This is a genomic window from Burkholderia sp. MS389, assembly GCF_016899425.1.
Lineage (GTDB): Bacteria > Pseudomonadota > Gammaproteobacteria > Burkholderiales > Burkholderiaceae > Burkholderia > Burkholderia sola.
The window spans coordinates 2567416-2582928 of record NZ_CP045995.1; the positions used below are offsets into that span (position 1 = coordinate 2567416).

Here is a 15513-nt window from a genome sequence, read left to right on the forward strand (position 1 = left end):
ACGCGCGGCGGCGGCGAACGCCGGCTAGTGCAGCAGGCGGATCGTGCCGAACTCGGCGGCCGGCAGCGCGCGCAGGATCGACAGGATCGCGGGCGACGCCTGCGACCGCGCGACTTCGAGTTCGATGCACGCGCGCCCGGTGCGGCTGTCGATCGTGGCCGTGTAGCCGTTGAGCGCGGCGCCGACGGCCTGATGCAACTGGCGCCGCACGATCGCGAGGTTGTCCGATTCGACGCGAACTGACAGCAGCACGAGTGCGTCCGTGGGAGAGCGACGCCGCGAACGATCGGGCGGCAGATGGCGTGAAGCAGCGGAATCGGTTGTGGTCGGTTTCATGGGCTCATCCCCGGTCACAGCGGGCTCCGCATCGCGGAGATCTCGTGATGGACATGGCCCCCATTCTAGAAATCGCCGTGGCGAGACGGTGTATAGACTCGCCGCACGCGTGCAAAGGATGCGTAAACGCGCCGTGCCGCGCCGGCCAACGGCCCAAGGCATGATGAGCGCGCGCTGGCGGAGTTATCGTTGGATGAGCGGCTCAGTCGACGAAAGTCTAGACAGCTGCCGCGGCCCGCCCGTACGCCGCGAGAGCGCCATCATTCCGCTTCGTTTAATCAATAAGTAATTGAAAATTAAGGAAAATGCGGCCTAGTGCTCCTAATCCGCCGACAATTAGAGATAAACACGGATTGCTGGCCTCGCCCTGAAAAGGCAAAGTTGTCTGTACAACTTGGGGCGTCGCCGGAACGGGCGATTTCCCCGGTTGGAAGGGTTCACGGCGCTCAGCTTGACCGGAGCCCGCACCAGTTCGCCTCTGATAGGAACGCCATGAAGAAACTCGCGCTCGGTATTGCCCTCGCCACGCCCTTCGCGTGACGCGCCCGGCTTGATGAGCAGGCCGCATCACGTCGTGCGCAGAACTCGTTTGATACGCGCTTAATGGCTATTGACAATCCAGCCACATCGTTCTGGATCCCTAATATGATCTTCCAAGGATTTGGCCCGCTGCTGTGGGCCGGCACGGTCGAGACCGTGAAGCTCGCGGTGCTGTCGCTCGCCGCGTCGCTGATACTGGGCCTCGCCGGCGCGGCCGCGAAACTGTCGGCCAACCGCGCGCTCAAGTCGGTCGGCACGTTCTACACGACGCTGATCCGCGCGGTGCCCGACCTCGTGCTGATGCTGCTGCTGTTCTACGGGATCCAGATCCTGCTGAACGACGTGACCGACGTGCTCGGCTGGGACCAGATCGACATCGACCCGTTCGTGGCCGGCGTCGTGACGCTCGGCTTCATCTACGGCGCGTACTTCACCGAGACGTTCCGCGGTGCGTTCCTCGCGGTGCCGCGCGGCCAGCTCGAAGCGGGCTTCGCGTACGGGATGAGCGGCTGGCGCGTGTTTTACCGCATCCTGTTCCCGCAGATGATGCGCTTCGCGCTGCCGGGCATCGGCAACAACTGGCAGGTGCTCGTGAAAGCCACCGCGCTCGTGTCGATCATCGGCCTCGCCGACGTCGTGAAGGCGTCGCAGGACGCGGGCAAGAGCACGCTCGATTTCTTCTTTTTCACGCTCGCGGCAGGCGCGATCTACCTCGCGATCACGACGGTGTCCAACGTCGTGCTGCACCACCTCGAGAAGCGTTATTCCGTCGGTGTCCGGAGGCTTGCACTGTGATCGAACTCGTCGGCCAGTACTGGCAAAACTATCTCTATTCCGACGGCTACCGCTTCAGCGGCCTCGCGATCACGCTGTGGCTGCTGGTCGTGTCGATCGCGCTCGGTTTCGCGCTCGCCGTGCCGCTCGCGATCGCGCGTGCGTCGTCGAACCGCTGGATCTCCGGCCCCGTGTGGCTCTATACGTACGTGTTCCGCGGCACGCCGCTCTACGTGCAACTGCTGATGTGCTACACGGGCATCTACAGCCTGCAGGTCGTGCACGACCACGTGCTGCTCGACACGTTCTTCCGCAACGCGATGAACTGCACGCTGCTCGCGTTCGTGCTGAACGAATGCGCGTATGCGACCGAGATCTTCGCGGGCGCGATCAAGGCGACGTCGGCCGGCGAGATCGAGGCCGGGATGGCGTACGGAATGTCGCGCTTCAAGCTCTATACGCGCATCATCCTGCCGTCCGCGCTGCGCCGCTCGCTGCCGAGCTACAGCAACGAAGTGATCCTGATGCTGCACGCGACGACGCTCGCGTTCACCGCGACCGTGCCCGACATCCTGAAGGTCACGCGCGACGTCAATTCGGCGACGTACATGTCGTTCCAGGCCTACGGCATCGCGGCCGTGCTGTACGCGGTCGTCGTATTCGCGCTCATCTGGGCGTTCCGCAAGCTCGAGACGCGCTGGCTCGCGTACCTCGCGCCGCGCGGCCATTAACGCATTCGCAAGATCCGCAACGAAGGACCCCGCATGTACAAGCTTACCGTTGACAACCTGCACAAGAAATTCGGCGACAACGAGGTGTTGAAGGGCGTGTCGATGAAGGCGAAGGCCGGCGACGTGATCAGCATCATCGGCTCGAGCGGCTCCGGCAAGAGCACGTTCCTGCGCTGCATCAACTTCCTCGAGCAGCCGTGCTCGGGGCAGATCACGATCGGCAGCGAGCCGATCCAAACCCTGCGCGATCGCAACGGCTCGCTGCGCGTGGCCGACCAGAAGCAACTGCAGCGCATGCGCACGAAGCTGTCGATGGTATTCCAGCACTTCAACCTGTGGGCGCACATGACGGTGCTCGAGAACGTGATCGAGGCGCCGATGGCCGTGCTCGGCGTCGGCAAGGACGAGGCGATCGCGCGGGCGCGCCAGTATCTGGAGAAGGTCGGGCTCGCGCCGCGCGTCGAGGGCATGTATCCGTCACACCTGTCGGGCGGCCAGCAGCAGCGCGTCGCGATCGCGCGCGCGCTGGCGATGGAGCCGGAAGTGATGCTGTTCGACGAGCCGACGTCAGCGCTCGACCCGGAATTGGTGGGCGAAGTGCTGAAGGTGATGCAGAAGCTCGCCGAAGAAGGCCGGACGATGGTCGTCGTCACGCACGAGATGGGCTTCGCGCGCAACGTGTCGAACCACGTGATCTTCCTGCATCAGGGGAAGATCGAGGAAGAGGGCGATCCGCAGCAGATTCTCGTGAATCCGAAGAGCGAGCGGCTCGGGCAGTTTCTGTCGGGGCGGTTGAAGTAAGGAAGCGCACGGTTTCGCGCCGTCGCAAACTGGAACGCTTAATGCTTGTCTCGCGTGATCCTTTCGATGAAGGAGCATCGCGATGAGCACGCCGACCACCACCGCTTTTTCCCACGTGAAGCCGCAGGACACCGCCTATCAAGGCGAGGGCCTGCGCGACTTCTTCCTGTACCGCGATCTCGGTATCGCCGCCGCGACGAACGGCAAGGTCGTCGCGCAACTCGTCAGGGCCAATCATGCACCGGCGGCGGGCACCGGCTGGCACCGTCACGAGGCCGAATTCCATATCGTGATCATGCTGAAGGGCTGGGCGCGCTTCATGTACGGCGAACAGGAAACGCTGGTGGCGGCAGGAGACTGCGTGCACCAGGCGCCGGGAATCGTTCACTACCTGTTCGACTACTCGCCGGACATGGAGTATCTGGAGATCGTCGGGCCTGCCGACTTCAAATCGATCGACGTCGACGGCCCGTGTGCAGTGCCGGAGCCGACGCCGTGGGGCGAGGTCGGTGCGTAGCGTGCCGGCTCGGTGTGAGTTTTTGATGAACCGCCTGCATTCAGGCGGTTTTTTATTGGTGCGCCGACATCCGCGACTTGCCTTCCGCTTCCGCCTAGCCGGCCCGGCGCGCGAGTGGTTCGCTCGCGCGTCGTCCGGATGTTGCGGCAAACGTCGCCGCGCCTCTCCGGCGTGGCGATTCACTGTGTCGCTACCCGCGTTCAGTGCGCGTGATCCGATTGCGCTTCGGTCGCCGCATCGATCCCGGCCGTGCGCGCATCGAGCAGCGCGCGCAGCGTGACGTAATGGGTGCCGCTTGTGTCACCTTCCGCATCCGCGGTGCGATCGTACGGCTCGTTGTCGTGGATCGTCGCCCGCACGATCGGATAGATCTGCGTTTCCCAGCGGCTGCCGTTGAACACGCCGTAGTGCCCCACGCCCGTCTGGACATGGTGCGTCTTCAGGTACGACGGTAATCCCGAACACAGTTCCTGCGCGGCCACCGTCTGGCCCACCGCGCAGATATCGTCCTTCTCGCCTTCGACCGTCAACAGCGCGGTGCGATGAATCGCTGCCGGTTCGACGAGCCTGTCGCCCACCGTCAGCTCGCCGCGCGCGAGCGCGTACTGCTGGAACACCTTCTCGACCGTTTCCAGATAGAACTCCGCGGTGAGATCGGCCGTTGCGAAATATTCGTCGTAGAAATGCCGCAACGTATCGGCTTTCGCGGGGTCGCCTTTCGCGCGTTCGTAGTACAAATCGGCGAACGACGCCGCATGCCGGTCCGGGTTCATCGACATGAACGCGCCCACCTGCACGAAGCCCGGATACACGCACCGCTGCGCGCCGACGAAGCCCGTCGGCACCACGCTGATCAGGTTGTGCGCGAACCACTCGATCGGCTGGCTCGTCGCGAGTTCGTTGACCTTCGTCGGATTCACGCGGCAGTCGATCGGGCCGGCCATCAGCGTGAGGCTCGCCGGCTGAGCGGGATCGCCGCCGGCCGCCATCAGCGAGACTGCCGCGAGCGACGCGACGGTCGGCTGGCAGATCGCGAGCACGTGCGCGTCCGGGCCGATGTGGCGAATGAAGTCGATCACGTGCGTGACGTATTCGTCGAAACCGAAACGTCCGGCCGTCAGCGGGATGTCGCGCGGGTTGTGCCAGTCGGTGATGTACACGTCGTGATCAGCCAGCATCGTGCGCACCGTGCCGCGCAGCAGCGTCGCGAAGTGCCCGGACATCGGCGCGACGATCAGCACGCGCGGCTGGCGCGGGACCGGCCGCGCCTTGCGGAAATGCAGTAGCGTCGCGAACGGCGTGGCCGTGGCCGCTTCCTCGACGATCGGCACCGCTTCGCCGTCGACGACGACCGACGCGATCCCGAACGGCGGCCGCCGGTGCGAGAACGCGCAGCATTCGAGCAGTTCGCACAGCGCATCGACCATGCGGCCTGTCGGCGTCGATGTCGCCGGTGGCCACAGCGACATCGTTGCGCGCGTCGCGGCCGCCCATGCACGCGCCGGACGCAGACATTCCGCAGACCATTGATAAAACGGATAGGCAAGCAGATTCATGACCTTCGCTCGTGACGCCGCATTGCAATGAACGAGGCAAGCCGTATGCCAGCATGCGGCTGGCACGCGCGTTGCAGCGGTTCGGGAGCGTGGCGATGCGCGCGGTACGTAGTGAGCAGGGCGAAGGCGATGCGTTGCCTTGCTGGTCGGGCGCGCGACACGTGCGGCGATGCCGTGCGACGTTGCGCCAGTTCGGCGTACGGACCGCACAGGCGTGGTGCGCGGTCCGAGGGCGCGTCCGTTTACGGTGCAGGGGCACGAACGACATTCTGCAGGGGAGTGATATGGAATCCAACGCACGAACGACGCTGACCATCAGCAGTCGCAATTACTCGTCGTGGTCGATGCGCGGCTGGTTGCTCGCGAAGCTGAGCGGCCTCGCGTTCGAGACGATCAGCGTGCCGATCGATGCCACGTCGCGCGCCGAGCTGCTGCTGCTGTCGCCATCGATTCTCGTGCCGTGCCTGACGCACGACGGCAACGCGGTGTGGGACACGCTCGCGATTGCCGAATACCTGAACGAGATCCGCCCGCAGGCGCGGCTGCTGCCCGACGAGCGCCACGCACGCGCGCATTGCCGGTCGATCTGCGGCGAGATGCATTCCGGCTTCAGCGCATTGCGATCCGCGCTGCCGATGAACCTGCGCGGACATTTCCCCGGCTTCCGGATCTGGTCGCGCGCGCAGCACGACATCGAGCGGATCGTGACGATCTGGCGCGAGTGTCTGGCCGAGTATGGCGGCCCCTGGCTGTTCGGCGCGGAGATCGGCATCGCCGATGCGATGTACGCGCCGGTCGTCACGCGCTTTTTGACCTACGACGTGAAGCTCGAACCGGATGTCGCCGAGTACTGCATGCGCGTGCTTGCGCATCCGTTCGTTGGCGAGTGGATCGACGCGGCGAAGGCCGAGCACGAAGACATCGACGAACTCGACATGGAGTTCTGACGCGCGCGATCGCGGCGCGCTTTCAATTTCACTACAGGCGCACGCGACGAAACGAACGATCGATGGACGTGCGCAACTCGCAAACGTTTCACCTTGATTTCGGTTCAAAACGAGCACGAATGTCCTAAAGGGCGTTGCGCCCGATGACGTAAACAAGTCACGGGGATGACTCGCGATCGCATGCTTCAGACGTGCGACGCGCAGTCCGCAATAACCAGCGCAGCAGGGGGATCGACTTGTGAATCGTCAGCAATCGTGGACGCGTACCGCCGCGCCCGGGGAAATCATTTACTCGGAGGGCTTCGCGGGCGAGCCCGTCATCTTCCTCATTACCGACGGCAAGGTCGAGCTGTCCACGCGCTGCGACGACAAGCGCGTGATCGTCGCGACGCTCGGCCGCGGCGAGTTCTTCGGCGAATCGGCGCTGCTCGCCGCCGAACCGCGAGCGCATACCGCGAAGGCGCTGTCGTTCTGTCAGCTCACGGTCGTGCCGGCCGGCATCCTCGATGAAGAAATCGAGCGCGTGTCCGCACTGCTGCGTCATATCATGCGAACGATGATCCGCCGCGTGAAACGCAAGGATGACCAACTCGCGACCTATACGCATGCCGACTTCATGCCGGGCGTGCTGTCGTATGCGCACGTGTTGTCGCTGATGGCCGGCGCCGATGCGCGCGAATCGGGCGACACATGGGCGCGCCGGCCGATGCAGGTGCATGCGGCCGAGACCTCCGTGCCGCTCGCCGAAGTGATCCGCAAATGCCGCGCGATTGCCGGCCACTCGCGGCCGCATGTGCTCGCGATGCTGCGGCGCATGGAGAAACTCAACCTCGTCACGATCGAAGCCGCGCAGGGCGACGCTGGTGGCGCGACTGATCACGCGACGTCGTCGGATGCGCGCCAGGTCGTCACGTTCGACGCCGCACGCGTGATCGACCGCGCGCAGCAGGTCGCCGATCACGATCTCGACGTGTCGATCAACAGCGAACTCGAACTCATCGAACTGGCCGATCTCGAATCGCTGATCGGCGTCGACAAGACGCTGCTGCTCAACAAGCTGTCGAACGGCGAGATCGCGGAAGAAGTGTTCGCGTTTCGCAAATCGAAGGTGCTCAACTACGTCGAACAGAAAGGCGTTGCGTACTTCTCCCGCCGCAACGGGCGCCGCGGCGGCGACGTGCGCGCGCTCGAGGATCTCGTGTGGATCGACCAGCGCACGCTGTTCGACGTGATCAGCGCGTTCGATACGTACGACCTCGCGAAACTGATCGCGAATCTCGACGATCGCGCGGTGGCCGACAAACTGTTTTCCGTGATGACCGAGGCGCGGCGCAACGAGGTGTCGTGGGTGATGCGCCGCGAACTCAAGCTCGATCCGGTCGAGATCGAGGACATCGAACAGCGCGTGCTGGAGGCTGTACGTGCTGCGAAGGCGCCGGCGGCGGGTGCGATGTCCGTCGCGTCGACATTGTCGTCTGACGCGTGATACGGAGGCGCATATGGATCTGTTGACCCTGGTCGGTGTGGTGCTGGGCGGCGCGGCGATCGTGTTTGGGTTCGCGCTGGAAGGCGGGCATTTCTCGATGCTGTTTCAGTTCGAGGCGCTCGTGATCGTGCTCGGCGGCACGCTCGGCGCGGTGATGATCCAGAACACATGGGCGCGCTTCTTCGACGCGGTGAAGCAGCTGCGGCTCGCGTTCGTGAGGGCGCGCGAGGTCGATCGCAAGAACCTGTCCGATCTGCTCGAATGGGGCGACCGGGCGAAGCTCGACGGGCTGCTCGCGTTCGAATCGATGGACGTGAGCGGGATTCATCCGTTCGCGCGCCGCGGGCTCGAACTGCTGGCGAACGGCGTGTCGACCGCGGTGCTTGAAGATGCGTTGCAGCGCGAACTCGATGCGTACGAACGCAGCCGCTTGGCAGCCGTGCGCGTGTGGCAGCAGGCCGGCGGCTATGCGCCGACCTTCGGCATTCTCGGCTCGGTGCTCGGGCTCGTGCAGGTGACGAGTCATATTCTGGAGCCGGCGCAGCTCGGACCGGGCATCGCGATGGCGTTCGTCGCGACGCTGTACGGGCTCGCGTTCGCGAACCTCGTGTTCCTGCCGCTGTACGGCAAGCTGCGCGCGCAGATCGACAGCGAGATGCGGTTTCGCAAGCTGTATCTCGACGGCTTGCTCGCGATTTCGCGCAAGGAGTCGCCGCATACGATCGAGACGCGGTTGACCGGCGACGTGCGCGGGCGGGCGGCGGAAACGCTGGCGTGATGTTCGTGTGCTTTGTGCTTACGCCTGGGCCTGTATCTGTACCGTTTGACGAACCCGGATTCCCGACAGCATGACTGCTCGAACTGATGGCGCATCCGCTGCCGATCGCGACGATCACGAACTCGAAGGCGCGCACTCCGGGCGCTGGCTGATTTCGTACGCGGATCTGATCACGACGTTGATGGTGCTGTTTCTCGCGCTGTATGTGCTGCAGCTCGCGAAATACAACGCGCTCGATGCGCGGTATCAGACGCTTGCGCGGCAGGCCGGTGGTGCTGCGACTGCCGCGGTCGATGCCGCCAAGTCCGACCCAGCGCGGCCGTGGCTGGCGTTGCTCGATTCGTTGAAGTCGAATGGACGCATTTCGTTGGTGAAGGCGCCGCATGGCGTCGAGATCGGTATCGATGCGAAGATTTTGTTCAACGTGGGCGATGCGCGCTTGCTGCCCGATTCGTCGCCAGTGCTGAACCAGATCGCGCAGGCATTGAGTGCGCATGCAACCGGCGACATCCTCGTCGAAGGCCACACCGATAGCGTGCCGATCGCGAACGCGAAATACGAATCGAACTGGGAGCTTTCGTCGGCGCGCGCGGGGAGTGTGGTGCGCTACCTGACCGAGCGCGGTGTCGCGCCGCATCGGCTGGCGGCGATCGGGCGGGCCGATACGCAGCCGCTCGTCGCGGGGGACGATGCGGCTTCAAGGGCGCGCAATCGGCGCGTCACGATCTTCGTTGCTTACTGACCAGCGCGTTGTATTTGCGTTGTTCCGCGTGCATATAGGCGGCCGCATATGCCCGCTCTTTAACAACATAACGAATCTCGAATGATCGCTATCTGAAATCAGCGATGCGATTCTGCGCCCGCCTGCCGATAACCCGATCTGGCTCAGACCGAGCGGTTATCGAGGGTTCCCCATGCATTTCTGGCGCAAGCTTTCCATTCAGAACAAGCTGATTCTCAGCATGACGAGTTGCCTGCTCGTGTTCGTCGCGATTTCGAGCGGGCTCAGCGTTCGTTTGATCGGCAACGCGGTGCGCGATCGCGTCGTCCGCGAAGAGTTGCCGACCGCCGTGAACGGCATTCGCGCCGACGTGCAGCGCCAGATGGCCGGCCCGATCGCCGCGTCGCGCATTCTCGCGCGCGACGCGTTCCTGCTGCAATGGGAAGCCGACGGCGAACCCGATGCCGGCACGCGCAACTGGATCCAGCTCGCGAAGAACGTAAAGGACGAGCAGATGGCCGCGTCCGTGCAGTGGGTGTCGGTGAAGAGCGGCAACTACTACAACGAAGCCGGCTTGCAGCGGAAGGTGACCGACAAGGATCAGTGGCTGACCAGCTTCCTGTCGTCAGGCAAGGCGTACGACGTGAACATGGATCGCGAGGTGACCGTCGGCGGCTACATGATGTTCATCAACAGCCGCGTGGAGCTGGACGGCGTGCCGATCGGCGCGGCGAGCATGAGCCTGTCCGTCGATGCGCTCGCGAAGGGGATCTCGGCTTACCGGATCGGCGAGACCGGGTTTGCGTACCTCGTGCGCCCCGACGGCGCGATCATGATGCATCGCGATACGTCGCTGATCGACGGCAAGCATTTTCTGAAGGATGAGCCGGGGCTGCCGGGCGAGGCGTCGTCGACGCTGCTTGCGGGCAAGCCGTATGCGTACCTCAGCTACGAGGGTGATGGCGGCGCGCGGTTTATCGCGACGTCGTTCATTCCGGAGCTGAATGCGTATGTGGTCGTTCAGGTGCCGGAGGCTGAACTGCTCGGGCCGGTGACGCGTGCGATTCGCAGTGCGGCGCTGGTTGCAGCGGTGGTGGGGCTTGGGGTTGCGTTGCTCGTGATCTGGCTGGTCGGGCGCGCGATTGCTGCGCCGATTCGTCGGGCGGCGACGCTGCTGTCGGAGATCGCCAGCGGTCAGGGCGATTTGACGCGCCGCATGGCGGTCGAGAGCGAGGACGAGATCGGGCAGCTGTCGGATGCGTTCAACCGGTTCGTGTCGTCGTTGTCGACGCTGGTTCATCGGATTCGTGCGGCTTCGGCTTCGATTGCGACCGGCTCGGCGCAGATTGCTTCGGGGAATGCGGATCTGAGCGAACGCACCGAAGGGCAATCGAGCAACCTGGAGCGGACGGCTTCGTCGATGGAAGAGATCACGGCCGTGGTGCGCAACAACACCGAGACGGCGACTACCGCGGCGAAGATGATCAATGGTGCGGCGGATACGGCGGCGCGCGGTGGGCAGGTGGTGGGTGAGGTCGTGACGACGATGGAGCAGATCAGCGATGCATCGCAGCGGATCTCCGAGATCATCGTGATGATCGACAGTATCTCGTTTCAGACGAATATTTTGGCGTTGAATGCCGCGGTGGAGGCGGCGCGGGCGGGGGAGCAGGGGCGTGGGTTCGCTGTTGTCGCTTCGGAAGTGCGGAATCTGGCGCAGCGTAGTGCGCAGGCTGCGAAGGAGATTAAGTCGCTGATCGAGCATAGCGCGGGGACGGTGGGTGCGGGGTCGCGGCTCGTTAGGGAGGCGGGGAAGGTGATGAGCGACGTTGTCTCGCAGGTTCAGGGCGTTAGCGCGATGATGAGCGAGATTGCGGAGGCTAGCCTGGAGCAGAGTGCCGGGATCGATCAGATCGGGGATGCAGTGCAGTCTTTGGACCAAATGACGCAGCAGAATGCGGCTTTGGTCGAGGAAAGCGCGGCTGCGGCAGAGAGTTTGAAGCAGCAGGCGGCGGAATTGACCAAGCTGGTTTCGGCTTTTAAGGTGGATGAGTAAGGGTTAGTTTGAGGTTTGGGGTTGGGTGTTTCTAAGGGCGGCTGCCGTGGGGTCACGGCAGCCCCTTTTTGTTTGTCAGTGTGGGATTTGGTGGCATTTATAGAAATTAAACGCATTTCCAGATTGAAGGGTTGGGGCGGGACGATCGTGCTTGAAGCCGCCATTGCTGCGGTGAGAGCGAAGGTGGTTGGATCGCCGACGGATTCTTATCTTAAATGACATTGTCAATAGGAAGCACTGTTCCGATACCGGGTTGTCGGATCATTGTCCGCGTTCGGCAACAACCAAGGGCGTCGAGCAGCATCCGGGTAGGAGCAGTCAGTCGACATGTGATCAGAAATCGATAACAATTGTCCATCCAAGTTGATCGGTGTGCCAAAGTAGTACTTTGCTCAAGGAGTGCACCGCAGCTTTTATGTATTCGTTACCGGAGTCAAAATTTCGGTGGTTTTTTTGCTTGTTGTTGTCCTGAAAATCATACTAAATTAAATATATGTCTAATATTTATTTGCATGGCCTGAGGATCGCCAATTATCGCGGAGTTGGTCCTGTTTCTCAGGAAATGGCACCGTTTAGAAATTTCAATTTCTTCATTGGTGCAAACAATTCCGGAAAATCGGCGGTGCTGCAGTTTATTCATCGTTACTTGCCGATTCGCTTGGCTAGTGCATATAGAAAATCTGAAAAAGCTGCTGAACTCGATAAGTTGGAGTTGCATTCTAGTGGCGGGATGCGTGCAGCGTCTGCATCTATGGCGATTGGAATTCCACGAAAAACGTTTTCTCGATCCGTGTTGATGACTTTGATGGATCGATCTCAAGTGAAAAGTGCAGAGAAGATACTCGATATGATTGTCGAATTTCTTGCCGATGCAGATCATGTTTGGCTTTCTTCGAAGCTTCCATATGGAGAGAATTTGGATATTGAGTACGAAATCGAGGAAATCCGCCCGCTGATGAGCCACGACGCGTGGCGATGGATCTGGACGGTCGTTTGTAATAGACAGGGTGGGGCGGTCAATGTCTGGATTGATGAGCTAATTAAGCGTATTGTCTCGTTGCAGGATATTAATTTGCCTGAGATATATATAATTCCGGCGATTCGGGAGGTGCAGACCTCAGGGGCATACACTCCGGGTGAATTGGTTGATTACAGTGGGAATGGTTTGATTCAAAGATTGGCTGAAATACAAAGTCCCGATCATGATCGCCTTGATGATCGAAAGTTGTTTGATAATATCAATAGATTTTTGGCAACGGTTACGGGAGTCGACGACGCAAGAATCGATATCCCGCATACGCGAGAACATATTCTCGTGCACATGGATGGGAAGGTCCTTCCACTTTCATCCCTAGGGACCGGTATTCATGAGGTTATTATGTTGGCCTCGTTTTGCACATTAAGTCAGCGCTCAATTATTTGCATGGAGGAGCCGGAGATTCACTTGCATCCTTTGTTGCAAAGAAAGTTGATAAAATATCTTCAGGAAAATACGGACAATCAGTATTTTATTGCTACGCACTCCGCGAGTTTTATTGATACTCAGGATGCGGCTATATTTCATGTTTCTAATGTGGATGGTCAAACGGCGATTAGAGAGAGTGTTCTTGATCGTGAGAGATTTTCCATATGTGTCGATCTTGGTTATAAGGCGTCTGATCTTGTTCAGGCGAATTCGGTTGTGTGGGTGGAAGGTCCTTCAGATCGCATATATATTTCTCGATGGCTGAAGGAGGTGGCGCCGGATCTGATCGAGGGGATACATTACTCAATAATGTTCTACGGGGGGCGCCTCCTTAGCCATTTGTCGGCCGCGGACGACAAGGAGGATGAAGTGGGGGATTTCATAGCATTGCGGGCATTGAATCGCAATGTGGTACTTGTGATGGATAGCGATAAAACGGCGATCGATGATGAAATAAATTCAACAAAGAAGAGGCTGATGGTCGAATTTGAGAAAAATGGCGGGATCTCGTGGATTACGGCAGGCAGGGAGATTGAAAATTATATCCCGCATAATGAGTTGCAGGCGGCGGTGAGGGCTGTGTATGGTGCATCGTATGTTAAAGCGGAGAAGGGCGGGCGATTTGATCATGCACTCTATTATCGGAGGGTGAAAATTGATGTGGATGGTGTTGGCCGGTCTAAAGCGATTCTGGAAAAAAATGTCGATAAGGTTAGGGTGGCCAGATTGGTTTGTTCAGGTAATATAACATTGGATATTCTAGATCTACGCAATCGTATTGAGTCGCTGGCTGAGTTCATTCGAAAATCGAATTATTGAGAAATGCCCTGCGGAAACGCTCTAGAGTGGTAGCCCTTGACGATACTGGAGATGAGTTGGTTCGGTAAGTGGGGTAGGTGTGCAAGTACTTCGGTGGAATAGGTGTAAAAGGAGGACGAGATCAGTTCGGCCATGAAGAGATTTTCGCTCGAAGCGTCTCGTGGACATCCCTGTGTCGCTGCATCCCATAAACGGCCTTTGCAGGCAGCTAGCGACTTGAGCGACTCAAGGTCGAGCATGCATGCTGCCAGCCTCTCCTACCAGGCGCCCAGTCGGATCAAGCTCCTCAGATGTCGTTATGATCGTGCGCCCGGGTTCACCATCCTTCTGAAGGATGGCTGGCCCGAAGTCAATTTTTTTCAAGAAAACGGGGCATTGATTGCCGTGTGCTGTCGCCGTATCGCACTATTCTTCATCTCTCTCATACCAGTGTTTTGTAATACGCCCTTTTTGCGCCTCGAAAAGCCGCTCATATGCGAGGATGGTTAAATCTCGAACACTGCCCCAAGGTTCTTTTGCGTTTTCTTTCATTTTATCAATATTGTGAAACATTGATGTATTTTTTGTTTTGTCATCGAGGCTGCCAACAAATTTGAAAAAACGCTGAACATATTTTTGTTCATATACCTCCATTAATGAGGCTTTTGCAAGGCACTCTAGAAGCTCTCCGCCATCAGAATTCATGTAATCCCGATCCTCCTTCGTGGGAGGCTCAAAATCATCAAAATCCATCAGCATGCCGCCGTAAAGTCTAATTTGATGCCATGACTGATGTTGCAGAACTGGTGCCATATAAATATACGAAAGTGGGTCCGAAAATATTGATGATGGGATCAATGTGTAGTCACACCCGAAGGAGTCCTCCTCTTGCACATTCCTCTCGATCCACTCATAAATAGCCATGTACGCGGCGTCGGGGACAATGAGAAATGCCACATCATCCGGGGTGAATTTGAGCTTTCCTTTAATTCTCCATTCATTTTCCCATCGCATGTCGTATTTTTTTGAATAAGTTTCGACGAGGTATGGTGATGAGTAGACAATTTGCCCTATCTCTTCATCGGAGTGGTCGTTTAAGTATACAACTGGGCGCAGCCCATTTTCTTCTAGAAAGTCGTGGTAAAAAACAATACCATATTCTGATCCTCGTGCGGCGAAGTGATCGCCGACCTTTGAGTGTGGAGCAAGTGCAAAGCTGACTGACTTTATATCATCTATTTGCGAGGCAGTAAGGGAGTTGGCGTGCTTGTTGACGAAATAGCTTTTGGGGTTGCCGGTAATGCATCTTTCCGTCAAAATATTTTTAAATCGCTCTTCTGCGTTCATTTGCGTAATGTGCGGAGGAACTCTTCCGGCACCATACCCTTTCTCATAGCGACAGGTCGGCGAGCTTATTATATGGTGAAATAATGTGCCATCGATTGACTTGTAGCGATTGATAATTTCTTCGATATTGGTTGGTACGTCATCTCGCAAATGACCTATTGCCATTTGTATTTGTCCACTTGGATTTATGTTCAGCATGATTTGTTTTCCTTGTTTTGGGTGTTTTCGTCAACACGCGAGGGTGCGCTGTAAAGTAAAAAATACATTCTATAAATGAGGTAAGAACGCGGCGTACGTCTCCGCAACGTATGCGCAAAAATAACGACATCAATTGCACCGATTCTTCTCGCTGCATAGAAAGGAGAGGTGTGATTCCTGTCTGCGTACTTTCTAAATGATGTTGTTCATTGTTTCTAGATGTTCCAACACAATAATTAAGCCTATTGCCGAAGCCCGACCCAACCCCGCGGCGCTCGCAGTGCTGTTAGCTTACTACATCAGACGATACGAATAGAAACGGTGCAACGAACCGGACTCAACCTCGAGGTTGTTTTTGCAAGATCAGCACACTTCGTTGCCGTTCTGACGTCTTTTAAATCGAATGGTCATAGCAAGTTGGAAACCGCCAATGGGTTTCCGCACACGTTGAACGTGCCGCTA

The 15513-nt window shown here is 59.0% G+C and carries 13 protein-coding genes; 10 read left to right on the forward strand and 3 right to left on the reverse strand.

The genetic code is table 11. The features are described from left to right. Nucleotides 1–24: 24 nt before the first annotated feature. Entirely contained in the window at nt 25–336 is a 312-nt protein-coding gene (locus GJG85_RS27905; protein ID WP_080334418.1) for a hypothetical protein, read from the reverse strand. A gap of 645 nt (nt 337–981) precedes the next feature. On the opposite strand from GJG85_RS27905, the gene GJG85_RS27910 reads away from it, so the two are divergent. From GJG85_RS27910 to GJG85_RS27925, 4 genes are all read left to right on the forward strand, one after another. After that, nucleotides 982–1671, forward strand: a complete 690-nt coding sequence (locus GJG85_RS27910; protein ID WP_050018072.1) for an ABC transporter permease — start codon at nt 982–984, stop codon at nt 1669–1671. Beyond that, complete coding sequence (locus GJG85_RS27915) at nt 1668–2381, forward strand: ABC transporter permease (RefSeq protein WP_089489082.1); 714 nt, start codon at nt 1668–1670, stop codon at nt 2379–2381. The genes GJG85_RS27910 and GJG85_RS27915 overlap by 4 nt, the downstream gene beginning before the upstream one ends. Before the next feature lie 33 nt (nt 2382–2414). Further along, nucleotides 2415–3182, forward strand: a complete 768-nt coding sequence (locus GJG85_RS27920; RefSeq protein WP_050018074.1) for an ATP-binding cassette domain-containing protein — start codon at nt 2415–2417, stop codon at nt 3180–3182. Between the two features lie 82 nt (nt 3183–3264). After that, nucleotides 3265–3699: a cupin domain-containing protein gene (locus GJG85_RS27925; RefSeq protein ID WP_050018075.1), complete on the forward strand. Its 435-nt coding sequence runs from the start codon at nt 3265–3267 to the stop codon at nt 3697–3699. Nucleotides 3700–3899: 200 nt separating this feature from the next. Here GJG85_RS27925 and phaZ read toward each other — a convergent pair whose 3' ends face one another. Further along, the gene (phaZ, locus tag GJG85_RS27930; protein WP_050018076.1) at nt 3900–5255 is read right to left on the reverse strand and encodes a polyhydroxyalkanoate depolymerase; all 1356 of its coding nucleotides are present in this window, start codon (nt 5253–5255) and stop codon (nt 3900–3902) included. A 284-nt stretch (nt 5256–5539) separates the two neighbouring features. Here phaZ and GJG85_RS27935 point away from each other — a divergent pair, with 284 nt between their 5' ends. From GJG85_RS27935 to GJG85_RS27960, 6 genes are all read left to right on the forward strand, one after another. Further along, nucleotides 5540–6202 carry a glutathione S-transferase family protein gene (locus GJG85_RS27935; RefSeq protein ID WP_204384103.1) on the forward strand — a complete coding sequence of 221 codons (663 nt, stop codon included), beginning with the start codon at nt 5540–5542 and terminating at the stop codon, nt 6200–6202. Nucleotides 6203–6440: 238 nt separating this feature from the next. Then, nucleotides 6441–7688, forward strand: a complete 1248-nt coding sequence (locus GJG85_RS27940) for a cyclic nucleotide-binding domain-containing protein (RefSeq protein ID WP_204384105.1) — start codon at nt 6441–6443, stop codon at nt 7686–7688. Nucleotides 7689–7701: 13 nt separating this feature from the next. Next, a complete protein-coding gene (locus tag GJG85_RS27945; RefSeq protein WP_089436092.1) occupies nt 7702–8466 on the forward strand; it encodes a flagellar motor protein in 765 nt (254 codons plus the stop codon). 70 nt (nt 8467–8536) lie between these two features. After that, nucleotides 8537–9208: an OmpA family protein gene (locus GJG85_RS27950; RefSeq protein ID WP_204384106.1), complete on the forward strand. Its 672-nt coding sequence runs from the start codon at nt 8537–8539 to the stop codon at nt 9206–9208. A 172-nt stretch (nt 9209–9380) separates the two neighbouring features. Then, on the forward strand, nt 9381–11243 hold the full coding sequence (locus tag GJG85_RS27955; RefSeq protein ID WP_204384107.1) for a methyl-accepting chemotaxis protein: 1863 nt from the start codon (nt 9381–9383) through the stop codon (nt 11241–11243). Between the two features lie 493 nt (nt 11244–11736). After that, nucleotides 11737–13527 carry an AAA family ATPase gene (locus GJG85_RS27960; RefSeq protein ID WP_204384108.1) on the forward strand — a complete coding sequence of 597 codons (1791 nt, stop codon included), beginning with the start codon at nt 11737–11739 and terminating at the stop codon, nt 13525–13527. A gap of 405 nt (nt 13528–13932) precedes the next feature. Here the strand turns inward: GJG85_RS27960 and GJG85_RS27965 are convergent, their stop codons facing one another. Next, nucleotides 13933–15051, reverse strand: coding sequence for a hypothetical protein (locus GJG85_RS27965; protein WP_204384109.1), 1119 nt, complete (start codon nt 15049–15051; stop codon nt 13933–13935). Between the last annotated feature and the right edge of the window lie 462 nt (nt 15052–15513).

What these genes read in the sequence shown, in the direction of transcription:
- GJG85_RS27905 (WP_080334418.1), bottom strand. Translation starts at nt 336, where the DNA reads ATGAAACCGACCACAACCGATTCCGCTGCTTCACGCCATCTGCCGCCC.
- GJG85_RS27910 (WP_050018072.1), top strand. Translation starts at nt 982, where the DNA reads ATGATCTTCCAAGGATTTGGCCCGCTGCTGTGGGCCGGCACGGTCGAG.
- GJG85_RS27920 (WP_050018074.1), top strand. Translation starts at nt 2,415, where the DNA reads ATGTACAAGCTTACCGTTGACAACCTGCACAAGAAATTCGGCGACAAC.
- GJG85_RS27925 (WP_050018075.1), top strand. Translation starts at nt 3,265, where the DNA reads ATGAGCACGCCGACCACCACCGCTTTTTCCCACGTGAAGCCGCAGGAC.
- phaZ (WP_050018076.1), bottom strand. Translation starts at nt 5,255, where the DNA reads ATGAATCTGCTTGCCTATCCGTTTTATCAATGGTCTGCGGAATGTCTG.
- GJG85_RS27935 (WP_204384103.1), top strand. Translation starts at nt 5,540, where the DNA reads ATGGAATCCAACGCACGAACGACGCTGACCATCAGCAGTCGCAATTAC.
- GJG85_RS27945 (WP_089436092.1), top strand. Translation starts at nt 7,702, where the DNA reads ATGGATCTGTTGACCCTGGTCGGTGTGGTGCTGGGCGGCGCGGCGATC.
- GJG85_RS27950 (WP_204384106.1), top strand. Translation starts at nt 8,537, where the DNA reads ATGACTGCTCGAACTGATGGCGCATCCGCTGCCGATCGCGACGATCAC.
- GJG85_RS27955 (WP_204384107.1), top strand. Translation starts at nt 9,381, where the DNA reads ATGCATTTCTGGCGCAAGCTTTCCATTCAGAACAAGCTGATTCTCAGC.
- GJG85_RS27960 (WP_204384108.1), top strand. Translation starts at nt 11,737, where the DNA reads ATGTCTAATATTTATTTGCATGGCCTGAGGATCGCCAATTATCGCGGA.
- GJG85_RS27965 (WP_204384109.1), bottom strand. Translation starts at nt 15,051, where the DNA reads ATGCTGAACATAAATCCAAGTGGACAAATACAAATGGCAATAGGTCAT.